Genomic DNA, 16,680 nt, shown 5'->3' on the forward strand with positions numbered 1-16,680 from the left:
AGGGTCAAGGAGGCCCGAGCTCCGGGAAGCCCGGCGGCGCGCGCCGATGGTGCGTCCCCTGCTCGTACGCGTAGGCGAGGCGGAAGAGCAGGCCTTCGTCGTACGGGCGGGCGAGGATCTGCAGTCCCGCCGGGTGCGTGCCCTCGGTGAACCCCATGGGCACGGTGATGGCGGGCATCCCGGTGGCGGGCGCGACCCGCTGGCTGTTGTCGCCGCTGTACTCCTCGTTGCCGCGGTCGATGTGCGCGGGCGGGCTGAGCCAGGTGGGGTAGACGACGGCGTCCACTCCGGCGGCATCCATGGCCTCGGTCAGGTCGGCCAGGTAGCCCTGCCGCTGCTCGTTGTCGAGGTAGTCGGGACAGGGCGGATCCCACTCGGCCGGGGGGACGTCCAGCGGCATGCCCTCCGAACGGCGCAGCCCGCTCTCCGCGTCGCCCCCGAACTCCCCCGTCTCGAGCACGGCCAGCACGTCGGTGAACGGGGCCGCGTCTCCCAGCGACTGCAGGTAGACGTACATGTCGTACCGGAAGCGGCGGCAGGACATGCCCTCGCGCTCCAGTTGAGCCTGCAGATCGAAGCCGAGGGGATCGACGATCTCGGCGCCGAGCCCGGCCAGCTCCCCCAGGGCGTTCTCGAAGACGGCGACGACCTCCTCGTCCGCGTCTTCGGTATCGACCAGGGCGCGCAGGACCCCGATGCGCGCGCCCTCGAGGCCGTTCGGGTCGAGGAAGCTGGTGTAGTCGTCCTCCTTGCGCCCCCGCCCGGCCTCGGTGTAGGGATCGGCCGGGTCGTAGCCCGCAACCGCGTTGAAGAGCCGGGCCACGTCCTCCACGCTGCGCCCCATGGGACCGGCGATGTCGCGGTCGAAGGCGAGCGGCACCACGCCGTCCCGGCTGGTGAGGCCGATGGTCGAACGGATGCCCACCAGCGCCAGGCGCGACGAGGGGCCGCGGATGGAGTTGCCGGTATCGCTTCCGAGCCCGATCAGGCCGAAGCTGGCCGCCACCCCCGAGGCGGTGCCCCCGCTCGACCCGGCCGGAACGCGGTCCAGCGCGTAGGCGTTGCGGGTGGTGTCGAACGACGAGCTCACCGACTGGCGCGGGCTGAAGGCCCACTCGGCCATGTTGGTCTTGGCCACCACGATGGCGCCCTCCTCGCGGATGCGGCGAACCATGAACGCGTCGTCGGGCGGCACGCTTTCGGCGAGCCCGATCGAGCCGGCCGTGGTCACCATGTCGTGGGTGTCGAAGTTGTCCTTCACCAGCACGGGCACGCAGAAGAGGGGGGCCGGCTCCTCGCCGGCGGCCAGCGCCGCGTCCAGCTCGTCGGCGCGGTCGAGGGCGGCCGGGTTCACCACCGTGATCGCGTTGATGCGCTCCTCGTAGGCCTCGATGCGGTCGAGGTGGGCCTCGACCACCAGGCGGCAGGTGGTCGCGCCCGAGAAGATCGCCTCCTGCACGCCCGCGATGGTGGCCTCCACCACGTCGATGGGGGCTGGGGCGGGGACGTCGCAGGTGGTCATGGCCAGCGCGGCCGCCAGAGCGGCGGCCGTCGTATGGGATCGTCGAGCCATCAGTTGATCTCCTCCAGCAGTTCCACGTTTCGGAGGCCCTCGCGCGCGTCGACCGCCGGGGGGCGTCCGTTGCGCACCGCCGCGGCAAAGTCCGCGAGCTCGCCCACATAGGGGTTCTGGACTACGTAGGGCACCATCCCGGCCCTGGTGAAGACCGTCCCCGCGCCCCGCGGTCCCAGGGTGTGGTTGCCGATGACGTACCCTTGGTCGCCGTAGACCTCCACCCGTGAGGGCGACTCGAACTGCACCGAGGAGCAGAACTCCGCGGTGGCCCCCGACTCGAAGGTCAGCGCCACAAGGGCGGTCTCGTCGCGGGGCCCGCCCCACACCGCGTTGCTGGTAGCGGACCGCACTTCCACGACCTCGCCGCAGCCCGGCACCATGAACCAGCGGACCATGTCGAGGCAGTGGGTGCCCACCCCGGCGAGGCTCCACCAGCGGCCTACATCCGACCCCGCGCGCCAGTTGGAGTCGTCGGGCGCGGGCCAGGTCCACTGCACCCGCATGTGCCGCAGTGCCCCGAGCGCCCCTCCCCTGACGAGACGCTCCATGGCGCGGTGACCCCCGTGCCAGCGCAGGTGGTAGGCGACCCCCACGGTCACGCCCGCGGCTGCGGCGGCCTCAACCACCCGTCGGCCGTCGGCCGAGGAGGTCACCATCGGCTTCTCCACGAAGACGTGCTTGCCCGCCGCGATGGCCGCCAGCGCCTGGTCGGCGTGCAGGGCGTCCGGCGTCGCGATCAGCACGGCGTCGAGCCCCGGATCGGCCAGCACTTCGTCCAGGCGGTCGTAGCCCGGCTCGCGCGACCTCGCCCGATGGCGTCGCGCGAAGTCGGCGGCCCGTCCGCGGTCCCGGCTCAGCACGCTCCACAGACGAAGCCCGGAGGCCGAGGCCAGAGCCGGCGCCAACTGGGTCTCGGAGATGCGGCCGGTGCCCAGCAAGGCAACGCTGAGGGGCTTCGGCTTCATGCCCATGTCAGCGGACCGCCATCATCTGGATCTCCACGCCGAGGCGCCCCACGAGCGGCAGGCCCGCCACGGTCGGCTCCGGGGCCCCGTCAGGCATCACTTCGCCCAGAACCTCCAGCACCGTTTCCGCGTCGCGCACGTCCGTGAGGTACACCCAGACGTTGGCCACGTCGGAAAAATCCAACCCGGCCGCTTCCAATGTTGCATTCAACCTGTTCAGCGTGTTGCGCGTCTCCGCGGGAATGTCCTCGCCCGCCGCCAGCATGCCCGACAGCCACAGCCGCTCGCCCGTATCGATCGCCGGCGAAAGCGGCGCCCGCCCGGGGCCCTGTCCGGCGGGACGAACCACCGCGCGCGCGTCGGAGGCCTCCGCGACGCACTGGATCTCGACCAGGAAGTCGGAGTTCATGAGCCCGCCGCGCACCGCTGCACGGGCCGGCGGATCGTCCGCGGTCACGAACTCGCGGTAGGCCTCGTTCATGTCGCCCCAGAGACGCACGTCGTCGAGGAAGACCTGACAGCTGACCAGGTCCCCGTAGTCCATGCCCGCCGACTCGAGAATCATCCCGATGTTGCCGAACACGCGCCGGGTCTGCACCTGCACGTCGCCCGGCACCGGCTGGTAAGTGTCGGGATCGCGGCTCGTGGCCCCCGCGATGAACAGAACATCGCCCGCCCTGATCCCCCACGAGTAGGGCAGCGCCGGCGACTGCAGCCCCGATGGAGAAATGACCTCGGTGTCGTCCGGGGTGGCCACCGCCGAGATCTGAATCAGCGCGCCCACGTCGGGCAGGTCTGCCCTCACGGTCGCGCGCGTGGGCGCATTCTCCGTGAAATAGGTGCGATAGACGCCGTTCATCCCCTGGAAATGACGTGTGTCCCGCAGGAAGACGTTGACGGCGACGACGTCCTCGTATCCGAGCCCGTGCCCGGCGAGCTCCGCCCCCAGGGCATCCAGCGTGGCCGTGGTCTGCTCCTCGATGGTGGTGATGGCGCGGTCGCCGTCCGTGGTCCCCGTGATGTTGGAAAGGAACACGAGTTCGGGCGCCTGCGCGGAGGCCGCAGGCGCGCACGAAAGGGCGAGCGGAAGGGCCAGCAGGACGATTGGGAGAGGGCTCGCGGGTCCGGCGCGGACGCGCGATCGAGGGCTCCGGACGTGGAGAAGGCGCGGGGTGGAAAGCTTCATCGGGTGACCTCCGGGATGGGCGATGGAAGGCTCGCAGTCCTGATGGTAGCCGCAGCGGGCGCGCGCGCAAAGGGACTCGGCCGAAGTCGTCCCAACGGCCCATGAATGCGCCCTTTCGGGGTAGCCTGAGCCCTCGCGGAGATGCCCCATTCACACATGGCGACACCCCGTGCGAGGACGCCCGTCGGCTTGACTTGATCCGGCACCCTCCCTACATCGAACCCCAATCACCGCCCGGGCCTTCCGGGAGGGCCATCCAGGCCTCCCGGCGTGCTTCGTCTTGTCGACGAGGCACGGTGCGAGGCGGCACCGTCGCGGAGCATCGGGGGGCGCATGGCAGACTCGACGACGCAGGATCAGGGCATCGCGGCGCGCCTCCTCAACATGGAACGAGGGGAGCTCCCTCTCGCCGTCCTCTCCGCGATCTTCTTCTTCTTCGTTCTCTGCGGATACTTCTTCCTGCGGCCGGTGCGCGAAGCCATGGGCGTCGCGCGCGGCATGGACGAACTGCGCTGGCTCTTCGTCGTCACCTCGATGGTCTCGCTGCTGGCGGTGCTGGCCTTCGGCGGAGTGGTGGCGCGCATGAACCGGCGCCGCTTCATCCCCGTGGCATTTCTCTTCGTGATCGCCTGCCTGTTCGTCTTCTCGGGGCTGATCATCCAGGACGTGCGCGCCGGCGGCGGGCTCATCGGCACCGATACCGAAACCGCCCTCGCACGCGGCGTGGGCTACACCTTCTTCGTTTGGCTGACGGTGATCAACCTTTTCACCACCAGCCTCTTCTGGGCCTTCATGGTCGACATCTTCGACGTGGACCAGGGGAAGAGGATGTTCGCCTTCATCGGCATCGGCGGCACCCTGGGGGCGCTGGCCGGGGCCGAAGCCACCAGCATCATCAGCGGGATGACCGAGTCGTCCTACCTGCCCGCCGGGCTCATGCTGCTCGCCTGCGCCTGCTACTGCATCGCGATCGCGACGGTGCTGTGGCTGGATCGGATGGCCCTCCGGTCGCGCGCGTCCCGCCTGGAGGCGCTCCCGAAAGGTCGCCGCGACATCGCCGCGCCCGACGGCAGCACCCGAATCGGCGGCACCTTCTGGGAGGGCGCCAAGGCGGTGGTGGCCTCCCCGTACCTGCTGGGGGTCGGGCTCTGGGTGGTGTTCATGGCCATCTCCAACACCATGATCTACTTCACCCAGGCCAACATCATCCAGCAGGCCACCGACACCTTCAGCCAGCGGGTGGAGAGCTTCGCCAACTTCGACTTCCTGGCCCAGTTCGCGACCCTGCTGACCCAGATCTTCATCACGACGCGTATCATCAGGAAGCTGGGCGTGGGCTGGACGCTCGCCATCCTGCCGCTGGTGACGGTCGCCGGATTCGCGGTGCTGGCGGTGTGGCCCCTGTACGGCGTCATCCTGATCTTCCAGGCAGTGCACCGGGCGACCCGTTACGCCATCTCACGGCCCTCGCGGGAGACGCTGTTCAGCGTCGTCACTCCCTCCGAGAAGTACAAGGCGAAGCCCGTGGTCGACGTGTTCCTGTATCGCGCCGGGGATGCGACGGGCGCCGGGATCGACGCCACCTTCGCCGCCCTCGGCATGACGCTGGCGCTGGTGGCGGCGTCGACCGTGCCGCTGGCTGGCATCTGGATCGCGCTCTCAATCGGGATGGGGCGGGCGCAGGCCAGGCGGATCGGGGAGTAGCAGCCCGCGGACCGCAGCATGGCGGGGCCCGGCTACAGCCCGAAGAACACCTTCGCCGCCACCTTTCGGAACATGCTCCGGGTGAGCAGCCCGGCCTCGAGCGCCCGCGCCACCGGAAGGCGGTCGTAGCCCCAGCGGGCGGCGTGCTTCCAGACCGGTTTCGGGTATGCGCGCCGCACCACCGGACCGGGATGCGCCCCGCCCGCGAGATGGTCCGCCAGGGCGTCTCCGGCGATCTTCCCGAACCGCCAGGCGTGGTGGATGCCCCCGGCCGTCAGCGGCGACACCATTCCGGCCGCGTCCCCGATGAGCATCACCCGTTCCCCGTAGAAGTTGCGAAGCAGTCCTCCGAAGGGGATCATGCCGCCCCGCTTCTCCACCACCGTTTTCCGCGACAGCCCGAAGAGCGGGTCGAGCCTTGCGACGAAACCGGGCAGGTCGGCCTGCCGGTCGCGGTGAAGCGCCAGCCCGACCTGCGTCGTCGCCACCCCCGGCACCACCCACCCGATGTACCCCGGGGCAAACTCGGGATCGATGAAGCAGTGCAGGCAGTCGGCGACGCCGTCCACGGGCTCGAATTCCCACTCGACCCCCTTCAGGAGACGGCGGTTGCGGTCGAGGCCGAAGCTCCCGGCCACTGCGGAGCGCGCGCCATCGGCTCCGACGAGGAATCGGCAGGTGACTCCGGAACCCCGGAGCAGCAATGAACCCCGTCCCGGCGTCACGCCGCGGTATCCTTGTCCGAACCGGATCTCGACACCCGCGCGCCGGGTCTCCCGGGCCAGATGGCGCATGAGCCGGGCGGTATCGGTGGCCATGAAGAAGTACCCGTTCCGCTCGAGCTCGATATGGTCGTGCGCGGGGGTGTAGACCCTGACCCGGTTGATTCGCCGCACCAGCGGGGCCGGCACCTTCCATTCGGCCCACGCCTCATGCACGAGAATCCCGGTGGTGTGGATGCGGGCGCCGGGTCCGGACTGCCGCTCGAGCACCAGAACCGAGAGGCCGCGCCGGGCCGCCTGGCGCGCGCAGGCGAGACCCGCGAAGCCGGCCCCGGCCACCACTACATCGTAGTTCTCCGGCAAGCCATCTCCCCCGTTGCGAACGACGCCGTCGGAATCATGCATCACGGCGCCCGGCGCGACACCGCCACAGAAGATATGTCACGGAGGGTTCCGGGTTCCTGAAACGGCTTGCGGCGACCTCGCCGCGTGGGCCACCTTCAGCCCGAATCCGCCATCCCGCCTCACCGGCGCCCGTTCCCAGGAGCCAACCATGAACCCGCACAGACGCCCTCGACCTTCGACCTGGACACTGCCGATCGGCCTGTTCCTGGCGCACTTCTGCCTGGTATCGCCGCTCTTCGCCCAGGATTCCCGCGACGGACTCGACATCGATCAGGGATACATTCTCCCCGACCAGGCCATCCAGGATCTCTTCGCGACCGATCCCAACTACGCCACCCTGGACCACGTCAGCCCGGACGGCGACCGCTTCGTCATTCCGCTCTCGACCGAGCTGTCGACGCTCGCGGAGGTGGGCGAGGAGACCCTGCGCCTGGCCATGCTCGAGCTCCGGGCCGCCACCGACCGGCCCTGGCACCTCGACATCTACGGGCTCTACGGGTTCCGCTTCTATTCGCTGAGCGAGCGCTCGTTTACGGATGTCGAGCTGCCCGACGGGATCTACGTGAGCGACCTGATGTGGTCTCCGGACGGCGGGCGGCTGGCCTTCCTCGCGCACCTGGAGGAACGGACCGAAGTCTGGATCGCGTCGGCCGAGGACGGCAGCGTGACCGCGGCGGGCGACGCGCGCGTGATCGCCAGCCTGGGCACCTCGTCGGGGGGCCAGGGATCGGCGCCGTCCGAAATGCTCCAGTGGACGCCCGCCGGATCGATCATCACCCTCGCGGAGCCGGCGGACCGAGGCGCCGCACCTCCCGCGCCCGCCCTGCCCGACGGGCCCACCATACGGCACACCCGCTCGGAGGCCACGCCCACGCGCACGATGCCCTTCCTGCTCGAGGGCGACCACGACTCCGACCTGTTCGAGTACTACACGCGCAGTCAGATCGTCGAGCTGGCGCCCGGACGGTCTCCCCGCCCGATCGGGGACGCGGGGATGTACGAATCGGTCTCGCTCAGCCCCGACGGACGCCACCTGATCGCCACCCGCATCGAGCGGCCCTTCTCCTTCATCGCCAGCTACAGCGGCTTCCCGCGCGTGACGGAGGTGCTGGACGTCGAGAGCGGCGATGTGCTGGCGACCCTCGAAGAGCGGGAGCTGCGCGAAGGCCGCGGCGGCGGCTCGGGCGACGGCCCGCGCGACTGGCAGTGGCGCCCGGATGGGGCCGGCGTCGCGTATCTGCATCGCGCCGCCCCCGACGATGACGCCGGCTCGGACGCGCCGCGTCCCGACCGCATCATGCTGCTGCGCGCGCCCTTCGGCGACGGCGACGAGGAAGAGGTGGCGTCGAGCGACGACCCGATCAGCGAGGTGACGTATTCGCTGGACGGCCGCCACGCCTTCGCCTCGGTGCGCCGGGACGGGGAGAGCGCTCTCGCCCACTTCGCGCTGGACGACGGGGCCCGGGCCAACATCATCGTGCCCTTCCACGACCCCGCCGACGCGGTCTCGCTCCCCGGCGACCTGCTCACCGCGCGTACCGCCAACGGGCTCGACCATGCCTGGGTGTCCACCGACGGCGGGAGCGCCTACCTGCGCGGCGGCGGCCTGAAGGAGGACTTCCGTCCCCAGCCCTTCGTCGACCGGGTCTCCCTGGCCGACGGATCCATCGAGCGGCTCTTCGAGGGCTCGCGCGACAGCTTCGACCGGCCGCTGGTCCCGCTGGACCGCGACCTCGAGCGCATGATCGTGAGCCGCGAGGGCAGGAACACCTTCCCCGACAGCTATCTCTGGACCGGGGGCGGCGAGATGGAGAATCTGACCCGCAACGTTGACCCCTTCCCCCAGCTCACTGCCGCGCGCCGCATCGACTTCGCGTTCACGCGCCGCGGCGACGGCCTCGAGATCCAGGGCCGGGTTTCGCTCCCCATCGACTATGTCGAGGGCACCAGGGTTCCGGCCATCTTCTGGACCTATCCCCGCGAGTACAGGAGCGAGGAAGCCTTCAACAACGCCACCATCCGCGCGCGCAACCATAACGCGTACACCCGCCTGACCTGGCTCCGCTGGTCCGACATATGGCTGACCCAGGGATACGCGCTCGTATATCCGGATATTCCCATCGTCGGCGAGAACTATAACGACTACTATATTTCAAATATGGTCGACGGGATGTACGCCGCGATGCGCGCGGTCGATGGGCTCGGGGTGATCGACATGGACCGGATCGGGCACGGCGGCCACAGCTACGGGGCCTTCGCGACCGCCAACTTCCTGGCTCACACCCCCTTCTTCAGGGCGGGCATCGCCGGCGACGGCGCGTACAACCGCTCGCTCACGCCGATGGGCTTCCAGGCCGAGCCGCGCGACATCTGGGAGGCGCCCCACGTCTACATGGAGATGTCCCCATTCTTCAAGGCGGACCAGATCAACACGCCGCTCCTCCTGTACCACGGCGCCGACGACAACAACTCGGGCACCTATCCCATCCAGTCGCGGCGCATGATCCAGGCGCTCACCGGGCTGGGGAAGACGGCGGCGCTCTTCGAGTACCCGTTCGAGTCGCACACCCCGCGAGCCATCGAGAACAACCTCGACATGTGGGCGCGCTGGGTCGACTGGTTCGACACGTACGTGAAGGGCGAGGGAGCGGAGACGCGGCCGGTGTCGGAAGGAGGATCGACGCGCTAGCTACATCCCGGCCATGACCGCGGCCGACGCTTGACCATCGGCCGCGGTCCGAGCCCGGGCATCGCCCGCGGCGGCCACCAACAAACCGGCAGGAAACTACGGGGAGGAGGGAGAACCGCATGGCATCGCACGAAGCCGGGTCCGGGTCCACCGTTCGCTACCAGCCCGACGAGAGGCCGCCGTGGCCGCTGGCGGTCGGGCTCGCGCTTCAGTACAGCATCCTCGCGCTCGGAGGCGTCGTTCTCACGGTCGCCATCGTGCTGCGGAGCGCCGAGAGCAGTGATGCGTACCTCGCCTGGGGCGCGTTCGGCGCGCTCATGGTGAGCGGTCTGACCAGCATCGTCCAGGTCATCCGGCTGGGACGCGTGGGGTCGGGATACGTCCTCATCATGGGCACTTCGGGCGCCTTCATCGCCGTCTCGGTGGCCGCGCTGGTGCAGGGGGGCCCTGCCCTGCTGACGACGCTCGTGATCGCCTCGTCGCTCTTCCAGTTCCTCCTCGCCGGGCGCCTCTCCATTCTGCGCCGCATCATCACGCCGACGGTCGCCGGGACCGTGATCATGCTGATCGCCGTCAACGTGATGCCCTTCCTGTTCGATTTTCAGGACAACGCCCCGCCCGGCGCCTCACCCTTTGCGGCGCCCGTCACCGTCCTGGCCACCCTCGCCGTAACCCTCGCAGTGATGCTCAAGTTCACCGGGCCGGTTCGCCTCTGGGGGCCGATCATCGGCATCGCCGCCGGGTGCGTGGCCGCCGCCTCGTTCGACCTGATCGATACCACCGCGCTCGCGCAGGCCGCGTGGGTGGGCGTGCCCGCTGCCGGCTGGCCGGGGCTGGGTTTCGATTTCAGCGCCGCCTTCTGGGCGATCCTCCCCGGCTACACCTTCGTCACCCTCGTGGGGGCGATCGAAACCGTGGGCGACGCCGTGGCGATCCAGCGGGTGTCGTGGCGGGAGCCGCAGGCCACGGACTACCGCGCGGTCCAGGGAGCGGTCGCGGCCGATGGCCTGGGCAACCTGCTCTCAGGACTCTTCGCCACCGTCCCCAACACCACCTATTCGAGCAGCGTCTCCATCGTCGAGATCACCGGGATCGCGGCACGGCGGGTCGGCATCTGCATCGGGTTGATCTTCTGCGCGCTGGCCTTTCTTCCGAAGCTGACGGCGCTGCTGCTCATCATCCCCGATCCCGTGATCGGCGCCTACGCCATGGTGATCATCGCCGTGCTGTTCGTGCTGGGGACCCGGATCGTCCTCCAGGACGGCATGGACTACCGCAAGGCCACGATCGTGGGGGTCTCGTTCTGGGTCGGGGTCGGGTGCCAGAGCGGCGAGATCTCGACGGCGGCGCTGAACCCCTTCCTGCAGCAGTTGCTCGGCAACGGCATGACGGCCGGCGGCCTGACGGCGCTCGTGCTGACGGCGTTCATGGAGCTGACCGGGCCGAGGCGCGTGCGCATGCAGACGACGCTCGATGTGCAGTCGCTGCCGAAGATCCAGGAGTTCCTGGAGAGCTTCGCCAGCCGCAAGCGCCTCGGGGCCGAGACCGGGCTCCGGCTGGGGCACGCCGCCGAGGAGACGCTTCTGCTGCTCATCGAACAGGGCGAGGGCAAGCCGTCGGCCGAACAGCGGCGCCTGCGCCTGACCGCGCGCACCGACTCGGGCGGGGTCGAGATGGAGTTCCTGGCCGCCAGCGGCGAGGGCAACATCGAGGACCGCATGGCCGTGCTCGGCGGACGCGCCGCCGAGGAGCCCGGAGAGCACGAGATCTCGCTGCGGCTCCTGCGCCATCTCGCGACATCGGTCCATCACCACAAGTACCAGGATGCCGACATCGTGACGGTGCGGGTGGACGCCGTTCCGGCCCGGGCCGGGGCGTAGTCGTCGCTCGTGGCGGGCCATGAGAATGCCCCCGCTCAGCGTATTCTGATGGCCGCCCCGACGCCCGCGAAGAAGTCCTCGGCGGCTTCGTTCAACCCGACGCCGATCCGGATGTCCCATTGGGAATCGTCGGCTGTGAGCCAGGTCAGGCCCGCGTTGAAGTAGTGTTCCCGCGGGGCATCCGCCCCCGTGGGCAGAAACGCATACCATTCGCCGTACACGCCCCCGCGCGTTCCGAGACCGGCTCCCGCGACCGCCGACTGGGCCCACTCGGCGTAGCTGCCGTCGTCATCCCCGGCGGCCATGTTGATCTGCGTGCTGCCCGCCAGGGAGAGTCCTCCGGGCGCATCCCAACTGTAGACGAGGTTCACGCCCGGCAGCGCGCGTCCGCCGGAGAACAGCGTGCTGCCCGTGGGCAGGGTCATCTGCGGCAGAAGCGCGAGCGCCGGAAGGCGGCCCGCCTGCTGGGTGAGCTGGACCTTGGCGCCCAGGTAGAGGTCCTCGATCCCGCTGTCGCTGGCTCCGCTTCCCTCGGAGCTCACGCGGGTCACCGGGCTGGCCGCCACCCGGACTTCCAGCCAGTCCGCCGCAACGCCCGCGCGCAGCAGCAGTTCACCCAGCGTATGCGTCTGGACCGAATTGCCGCCGGACCAGTCTCCGCCGAACGTGTAGCCGAACTCGATCTGGAGAACACCCCGGCCCACGGTGGATGCCGCTTCCGTGAAATCGGGGCGATCGGCGGACAGGGAACGGGACGCCGGGGAGGCAGCCGGCGCCCTGGCCAGCTCCTGTGCGGATCCATGCACCGGGCGCCCGAGCATCGCGCCAACCGCCAGGGCGGCGAGCAGAACGCCGGGAACCAGTCGAGTCGTCATCTCCAGCAGCTCTCGCAGGTAGTTGGGACGCGAAACGTACCGGAACGCGCCCCCTCGCGGAACCAGAGGGCTCGCGGCACTCCTCCGCCCCGGCGCCGCCCGCCCATCGCCATCGCCGTCCCCCTTGCCTGCAGGCACGGTGTGCCTCCACTTTAGTTCGCGCCAACGACTGTTGCGGACGACTCTAACGCCAGTGCCTCTCCAGGACCTGCCATGCATCTGCGTCGACTATCCAGGGGACTGAAGGCCGCGTTCGGCAACACGAACGTCAGCCGCCGCGTGCGGGGTTTCGAAGGATGGACGGACAGAGCGTTCGCCGCTGATGGCCGCGCAGCCGACTACGACCACACCCGGACCGTAACGGAGTACTACGACCTTTGCAGCGAATTGATGGTCTTCGGTTGGGGAGAATCCCTGCATTTTGCGCCGCTTTCGCCCGGCGAGAGCCTGAAGGACTCAAAGATCCGGCACCAGCGGCAGATGATCGCCAAGCTGGAACTGCGTGAAGGCATGACGGTGGTCGACATCGGTTGCGGGATCGGGGGTCCAATGCGCCGCGTCGCCCGCGAGGCCGGTGTCCGGGTATTGGGAATCAACAGCAGTGATGTCCAGTTGAGCAGGGCAAGGTCGCTGAATGCCGAGGCGGGGCTCGATCACATGATCGACTGCCTCGCTTGCAGCTTCATGAATATGAGCTCCATCGCGGACGCGACCTTCGATCGGGGCTACGCAATCGAATCAACCTGCCATGCTCCCGACAAGGCACGGGCGTTTGCCGAAATCCACCGTGTCCTGAAGCCCGGAGCCCTTTTCTGGGGCCAGGAAATGTGCATGACGGAAAAGTACAGCCCCGACGACGATCGCCACCGGGCCATCAAGCGGGAACTGATGCACGGCATCGCGCTCCGGGACATCGCAACGTTCGAGGAGACGGACGGGGCCCTCGAAACCGCGGGATTCGAGATCCTGGAGGCGACGGACCTCGCTGTCGACGAGACCGGTCCGGCCACGCCGTGGTATCAGCCCATGGAGGCCCGGCGCGGGTGGCTCGGCAACGCTCTCGTCCAGGCTCCCATGGGTCGCAGGATGTTTTTCTGGGGATCCAGGCTGGCCGAGTTGCTGCGGGTGTTCCCCAGGGGATCGGCGGAGGTTGTCGAACTCATGGATCGGACTGCAGACGCCTATGTCGCCGGCGGCAGGACCGGGATCTTCACGCCGCTCTACTGCTTCCTGGCGCGCAAGCCTCTTCAGGGCTAGGCATCCCGGGTGGTCAAGTGCAGGCGCAGCGAGGAAAGCGCGGGCACCAGGAACATCAGGATGGCCGTGGTAAAGAGGATGCCGCACCCGATCGAGGCGGAGAAGGGAACGAAGAACTGCGCCTGAATGGCATCTTCGAGAATCAGCGGCGTAAAGCCGAGGAAGGTGGTGAGTGAAGTCAGCATGATCGGACGAAAACGGCCCTTGGCCCCCTCGATGATCGCCTCGCGCGCCGGAAGGCCCTCCTCGAGTTCCTGATCGATGAAGTCCATCATGACCAGGGAATCGTTCACCACCACGCCCGCCAGGCCGAATATCCCGACAAAGGACTCCGCGCTCACCGCCACTCCCAGGATCCAGTGGCCCAGGATCACGCCGACGAACCCGAACGGGATGATGGCCATGATGATGAACGGCTTGGTATAGGAACGCAGCGGAATGGCCAACAGCGCGAAGATAATCAGCAACGCGATCGCGAAACCGCGGTAGAGCGCACCCAGAGAGTCGATCTGCTGCTGTTGTTCGCCACCAAAGGTGTAGGTCAGGTCAGGGTTCGCATCGACCAGTCCCGCGAGGATGGTGTTCTCCAGGATGCCATTGGCTTCCCCGGCGGAAATCACATTGGGGTCTACATCGGCAGTGACCGTGGCGACGCGCTGGCCGTCCTGGCGACTGAGGGCCGGCGGCGACATGGCCGCACTCAGTGAAGCCACACGGCTCACCGGCACCTCGGCGCCGTTTGCCGTGCGGACGAGGTAGCTCTCGACGTCGGTGATCGAGTTGCGCTGCTCCTCGGGCAGCCGGACGTAGACCCGGACTTCGTCGCGTCCCCGCTGCACCCGCAGGGCCTCCGCGCCAAAGAAGGCGGCTCTCGTCTGCTGGGCAAGCGCGTCGAGCGTAAGGCCGAGGGTGCGTGCCTCGGGCAGCAGTCCCAACTGGACTTCCGGGATGCCGGGCGTGTGGTCCGAGCGAATGTCAAAGACACCCCCCACTCGACGGAGCTCATCGACCACGGACGATGCGATCGCGGCCAGACGCTCCGGATCCGGATGGGACAACACGGCTTCCACCGGGTTGCCCAGCGTGTAGATCTCGCTCATGAAGGTGATCCCGCGCACCTGGGGCAGGATGCCCACCTCCTCGCGCCAGGCCTGCATGACCTCTCCCGACGTGATGCGCCGCTGCTGCGCCGGCAGAAGCTTGAACTCGATGGTGGCGATGTTGGCTTCGGGGTTCAGGGTGGGCGAGGGGTTGAGACCTCCGGTCTCGATCCGCGACCGCTGGCCGACGACAACCGTAACGCCTGATAGAAGCGGGGACGCATCTTCGGGCCGGCCCTCGGAAAGACGCCGGATGACCCGGTGACCGGCCGCCTCCAGTTCCCGTGCCACCGCGTCCGTCTGCTGCGCGGTGGTTCCGTCCGGCATCTGAAGGGTGGCCGTTACGAAGTCCCCCTCGACCTCGGTCGCGAAGGTGGTGGGCACGATGCCGGCCGGCAGCAGGGAAACGGTGAGTATGAAGAGGGCGACGGCTGCGGAGAGCGTCACGCCGGGCCGATCGGTCGCGAACCGCATCCCGTGATCCAGGGGGCCCTGTATGAAACTGTTCAGCAGGGAGTCGACCCGACCCTGGATGCGGGCGACGAACCGTTCCGCGCCCGTGCGGGGCGCCCAGTCGGGGCCGTGCAGATGGTGCGACAGGTGGTTGGGCAGCACCAGCAGCGATTCGATCAGTGAGATCACCAGCATGGCGATCACGATGATGGGCAGCGCCTTCCAGACTTCTCCGAACCCCGCGGGAATGAAGAGCAGGGGGACGAACGCAACGATGGTGGTGAGCACCGCGAAGATCAGCGGCACCTTGATCCGCCGCGCACCGCGGATGGCGGCCACGGGGCCCGGCGAGCCTCGCATTCGTTCCAGATGAACATGTTCGGCGACAACGATCGCATCGTCCACGATGATTCCGATGGCGAGTACGAAAGAGAAGAGCGAGACAGCGTGGATCGGGATGTCGAACACCATCATGGCGGCCAGGGCGCCGACCCCCGCAACGCCAAGGCCGACGGCTACCCAGAAGGCCAGTCGGACTTCCAGAAACAGGCCCAGCGCGATCAACACCAGCAGCAGCCCCAGAGCCCCGTTCTTGAGGAGGAGGGCGGCCCGCTCCGTGAACGCGGTGGAGTCGTCGTTCCAGATGGTCACGCCCACGCCGCCGGGGGGGAGTGAAGGCACCACCTCGTTCGCCACATGCTCCTTGACGGCACGGGCCACGCTCATGACCCTTTCGCCCTCGGCCTGCGATACCTCGACGAAGACGGCGGGCCGGCCCTGATGCCGCACGATCAGATCGGAGTCCTGGAAACCGTCGCGCACCTCGGCGACATCACCCAGACGCACGACCGTGCCGTCGTCCCGGCTGAGGAGAACGATTTCCTCGAAATCCTGTTGGTCGTAGCTCTGGCCAAGGGTGCGCACCCGCACCTGGGACTCCCGGGTGTCGATGCTCCCCGCGGACAGGTCCAGTGAGTTACTGCGAATCGTGTTCGCGATATCGGTCAGGGTCAGGCCGAGAGCCCTGAGACGCTGTAGCGGCACCTCGATCGAAACCTCGTAGTTGCGCACTCCGCTGGTCGCGACCTGGGAGACGGAGGGAAGCGCAGCGAGTTCGTCTTCGATCCGGTACGCGAGTTCCTTCAGCGAGCGCTCGGGAACGTCGCCGTAGACGACCAGGCGAATCATGCTCTGGGCGTTGGTCATCTCGCGTATCTGGGGCCGCTCGGCTCCGCCCGGAAACGTCTGAATACGCCCGATGGCCGACTCGATCTCGTCTTTCTTGGCTCCCATGTCCGTGCCGGAGTTGACTTCAACCCTGACGGACGCCATCCCCGGGGCGGCTATGGACCTGACCGCCTTCACATCGGCGAGTCCCCTGACCTGGTCCTCGATCTTGACGACGATGGCCTCCTCCACCTCCTCGGGGGTTGCGCCGGGGAAGGGCACGGAGATCTCGAACTGGTTGAAGGGTACCTCGGGCCATCCCTCCTGCTCGAGACCGGTCAGCGACACCAGACCCGCTGCGATGATCCCGAACATCAGCAGATTGGCGGCGACGCCGTTGGTCGCCATATAGGCAATGGGGCCGCCCGGTTCGCCGTGGTTGTTCGAGTTCCGACTCATCTGTGCTGGATCGGCCTGGGTGTGGACGAGGGACGCGCACGGACAGGATACTCATTGGGTACTCGCCGTGCACCATCAAGGCACCCCGCGGTGCGCGCGATACCGCCGGCGGACGCGATCCGGGGATCGGCCCTCGAAGAATCGTCGGGTGTTGCGTCACAACGACGCTTTCTCGCGACAGATTCCGTTTGACGCAGCCGCGCCCATGAAGCTATGCTCATGTTCAAGTGTACCTTAGCTGG

General features: G+C 68.3%; 10 protein-coding genes. 4 read left to right on the forward strand and 6 right to left on the reverse strand.

The genetic code is table 11. From position 1 onward, the window contains the following. Nucleotides 1-4: 4 nt before the first annotated feature. From OXU32_12740 to OXU32_12750, 3 genes are read right to left on the reverse strand one after another with little or no spacing between them, the layout of a single operon-like run. Complete coding sequence (locus OXU32_12740; GenBank protein ID MDE0074816.1) at nucleotides 5-1,573, reverse strand: amidase family protein; 1,569 nt, start codon at nucleotides 1,571-1,573, stop codon at nucleotides 5-7. Continuing rightward, nucleotides 1,573-2,541, reverse strand: coding sequence for a Gfo/Idh/MocA family oxidoreductase (locus tag OXU32_12745; protein ID MDE0074817.1), 969 nt, complete (start codon nucleotides 2,539-2,541; stop codon nucleotides 1,573-1,575). Before OXU32_12745 ends, OXU32_12740 begins: the two co-directional genes overlap by 1 nt. Nucleotides 2,542-2,548: 7 nt before the next feature. Beyond that, nucleotides 2,549-3,727, reverse strand: a complete 1,179-nt coding sequence (locus OXU32_12750; protein MDE0074818.1) for a RidA family protein — start codon at nucleotides 3,725-3,727, stop codon at nucleotides 2,549-2,551. 333 nt (nucleotides 3,728-4,060) lie between these two features. On the opposite strand from OXU32_12750, the gene OXU32_12755 reads away from it, so the two are divergent. Then, nucleotides 4,061-5,431, forward strand: a complete 1,371-nt coding sequence (locus tag OXU32_12755; protein MDE0074819.1) for an Npt1/Npt2 family nucleotide transporter — start codon at nucleotides 4,061-4,063, stop codon at nucleotides 5,429-5,431. A gap of 32 nt (nucleotides 5,432-5,463) precedes the next feature. On the opposite strand, the gene OXU32_12760 is transcribed toward OXU32_12755, so the two are convergent. Continuing rightward, on the reverse strand, nucleotides 5,464-6,558 hold the full coding sequence (locus OXU32_12760; GenBank protein ID MDE0074820.1) for an NAD(P)/FAD-dependent oxidoreductase: 1,095 nt from the start codon (nucleotides 6,556-6,558) through the stop codon (nucleotides 5,464-5,466). A gap of 148 nt (nucleotides 6,559-6,706) precedes the next feature. On the opposite strand from OXU32_12760, the gene OXU32_12765 reads away from it, so the two are divergent. Continuing rightward, entirely contained in the window at nucleotides 6,707-9,247 is a 2,541-nt protein-coding gene (locus OXU32_12765) for a prolyl oligopeptidase family serine peptidase (GenBank protein MDE0074821.1), read from the forward strand. A gap of 119 nt (nucleotides 9,248-9,366) precedes the next feature. Beyond that, nucleotides 9,367-11,127, forward strand: a complete 1,761-nt coding sequence (locus tag OXU32_12770) for a purine/pyrimidine permease (protein ID MDE0074822.1) — start codon at nucleotides 9,367-9,369, stop codon at nucleotides 11,125-11,127. 35 nt (nucleotides 11,128-11,162) lie between these two features. On the opposite strand, the gene OXU32_12775 is transcribed toward OXU32_12770, so the two are convergent. Next, a complete protein-coding gene (locus tag OXU32_12775; protein ID MDE0074823.1) occupies nucleotides 11,163-12,140 on the reverse strand; it encodes a transporter in 978 nt (325 codons plus the stop codon). A 75-nt stretch (nucleotides 12,141-12,215) separates the two neighbouring features. Here OXU32_12775 and OXU32_12780 point away from each other — a divergent pair, with 75 nt between their 5' ends. Continuing rightward, on the forward strand, nucleotides 12,216-13,259 hold the full coding sequence (locus OXU32_12780) for a class I SAM-dependent methyltransferase (GenBank protein MDE0074824.1): 1,044 nt from the start codon (nucleotides 12,216-12,218) through the stop codon (nucleotides 13,257-13,259). Here OXU32_12780 and OXU32_12785 read toward each other — a convergent pair. Continuing rightward, entirely contained in the window at nucleotides 13,256-16,438 is a 3,183-nt protein-coding gene (locus OXU32_12785) for an efflux RND transporter permease subunit (GenBank protein MDE0074825.1), read from the reverse strand. The genes OXU32_12780 and OXU32_12785 overlap by 4 nt on opposite strands. Between the last annotated feature and the right edge of the window lie 242 nt (nucleotides 16,439-16,680).

The organism is Gammaproteobacteria bacterium, assembly GCA_028819075.1.
Lineage (GTDB): Bacteria > Gemmatimonadota > Gemmatimonadetes > Longimicrobiales > Gaopeijiaceae > BD2-11.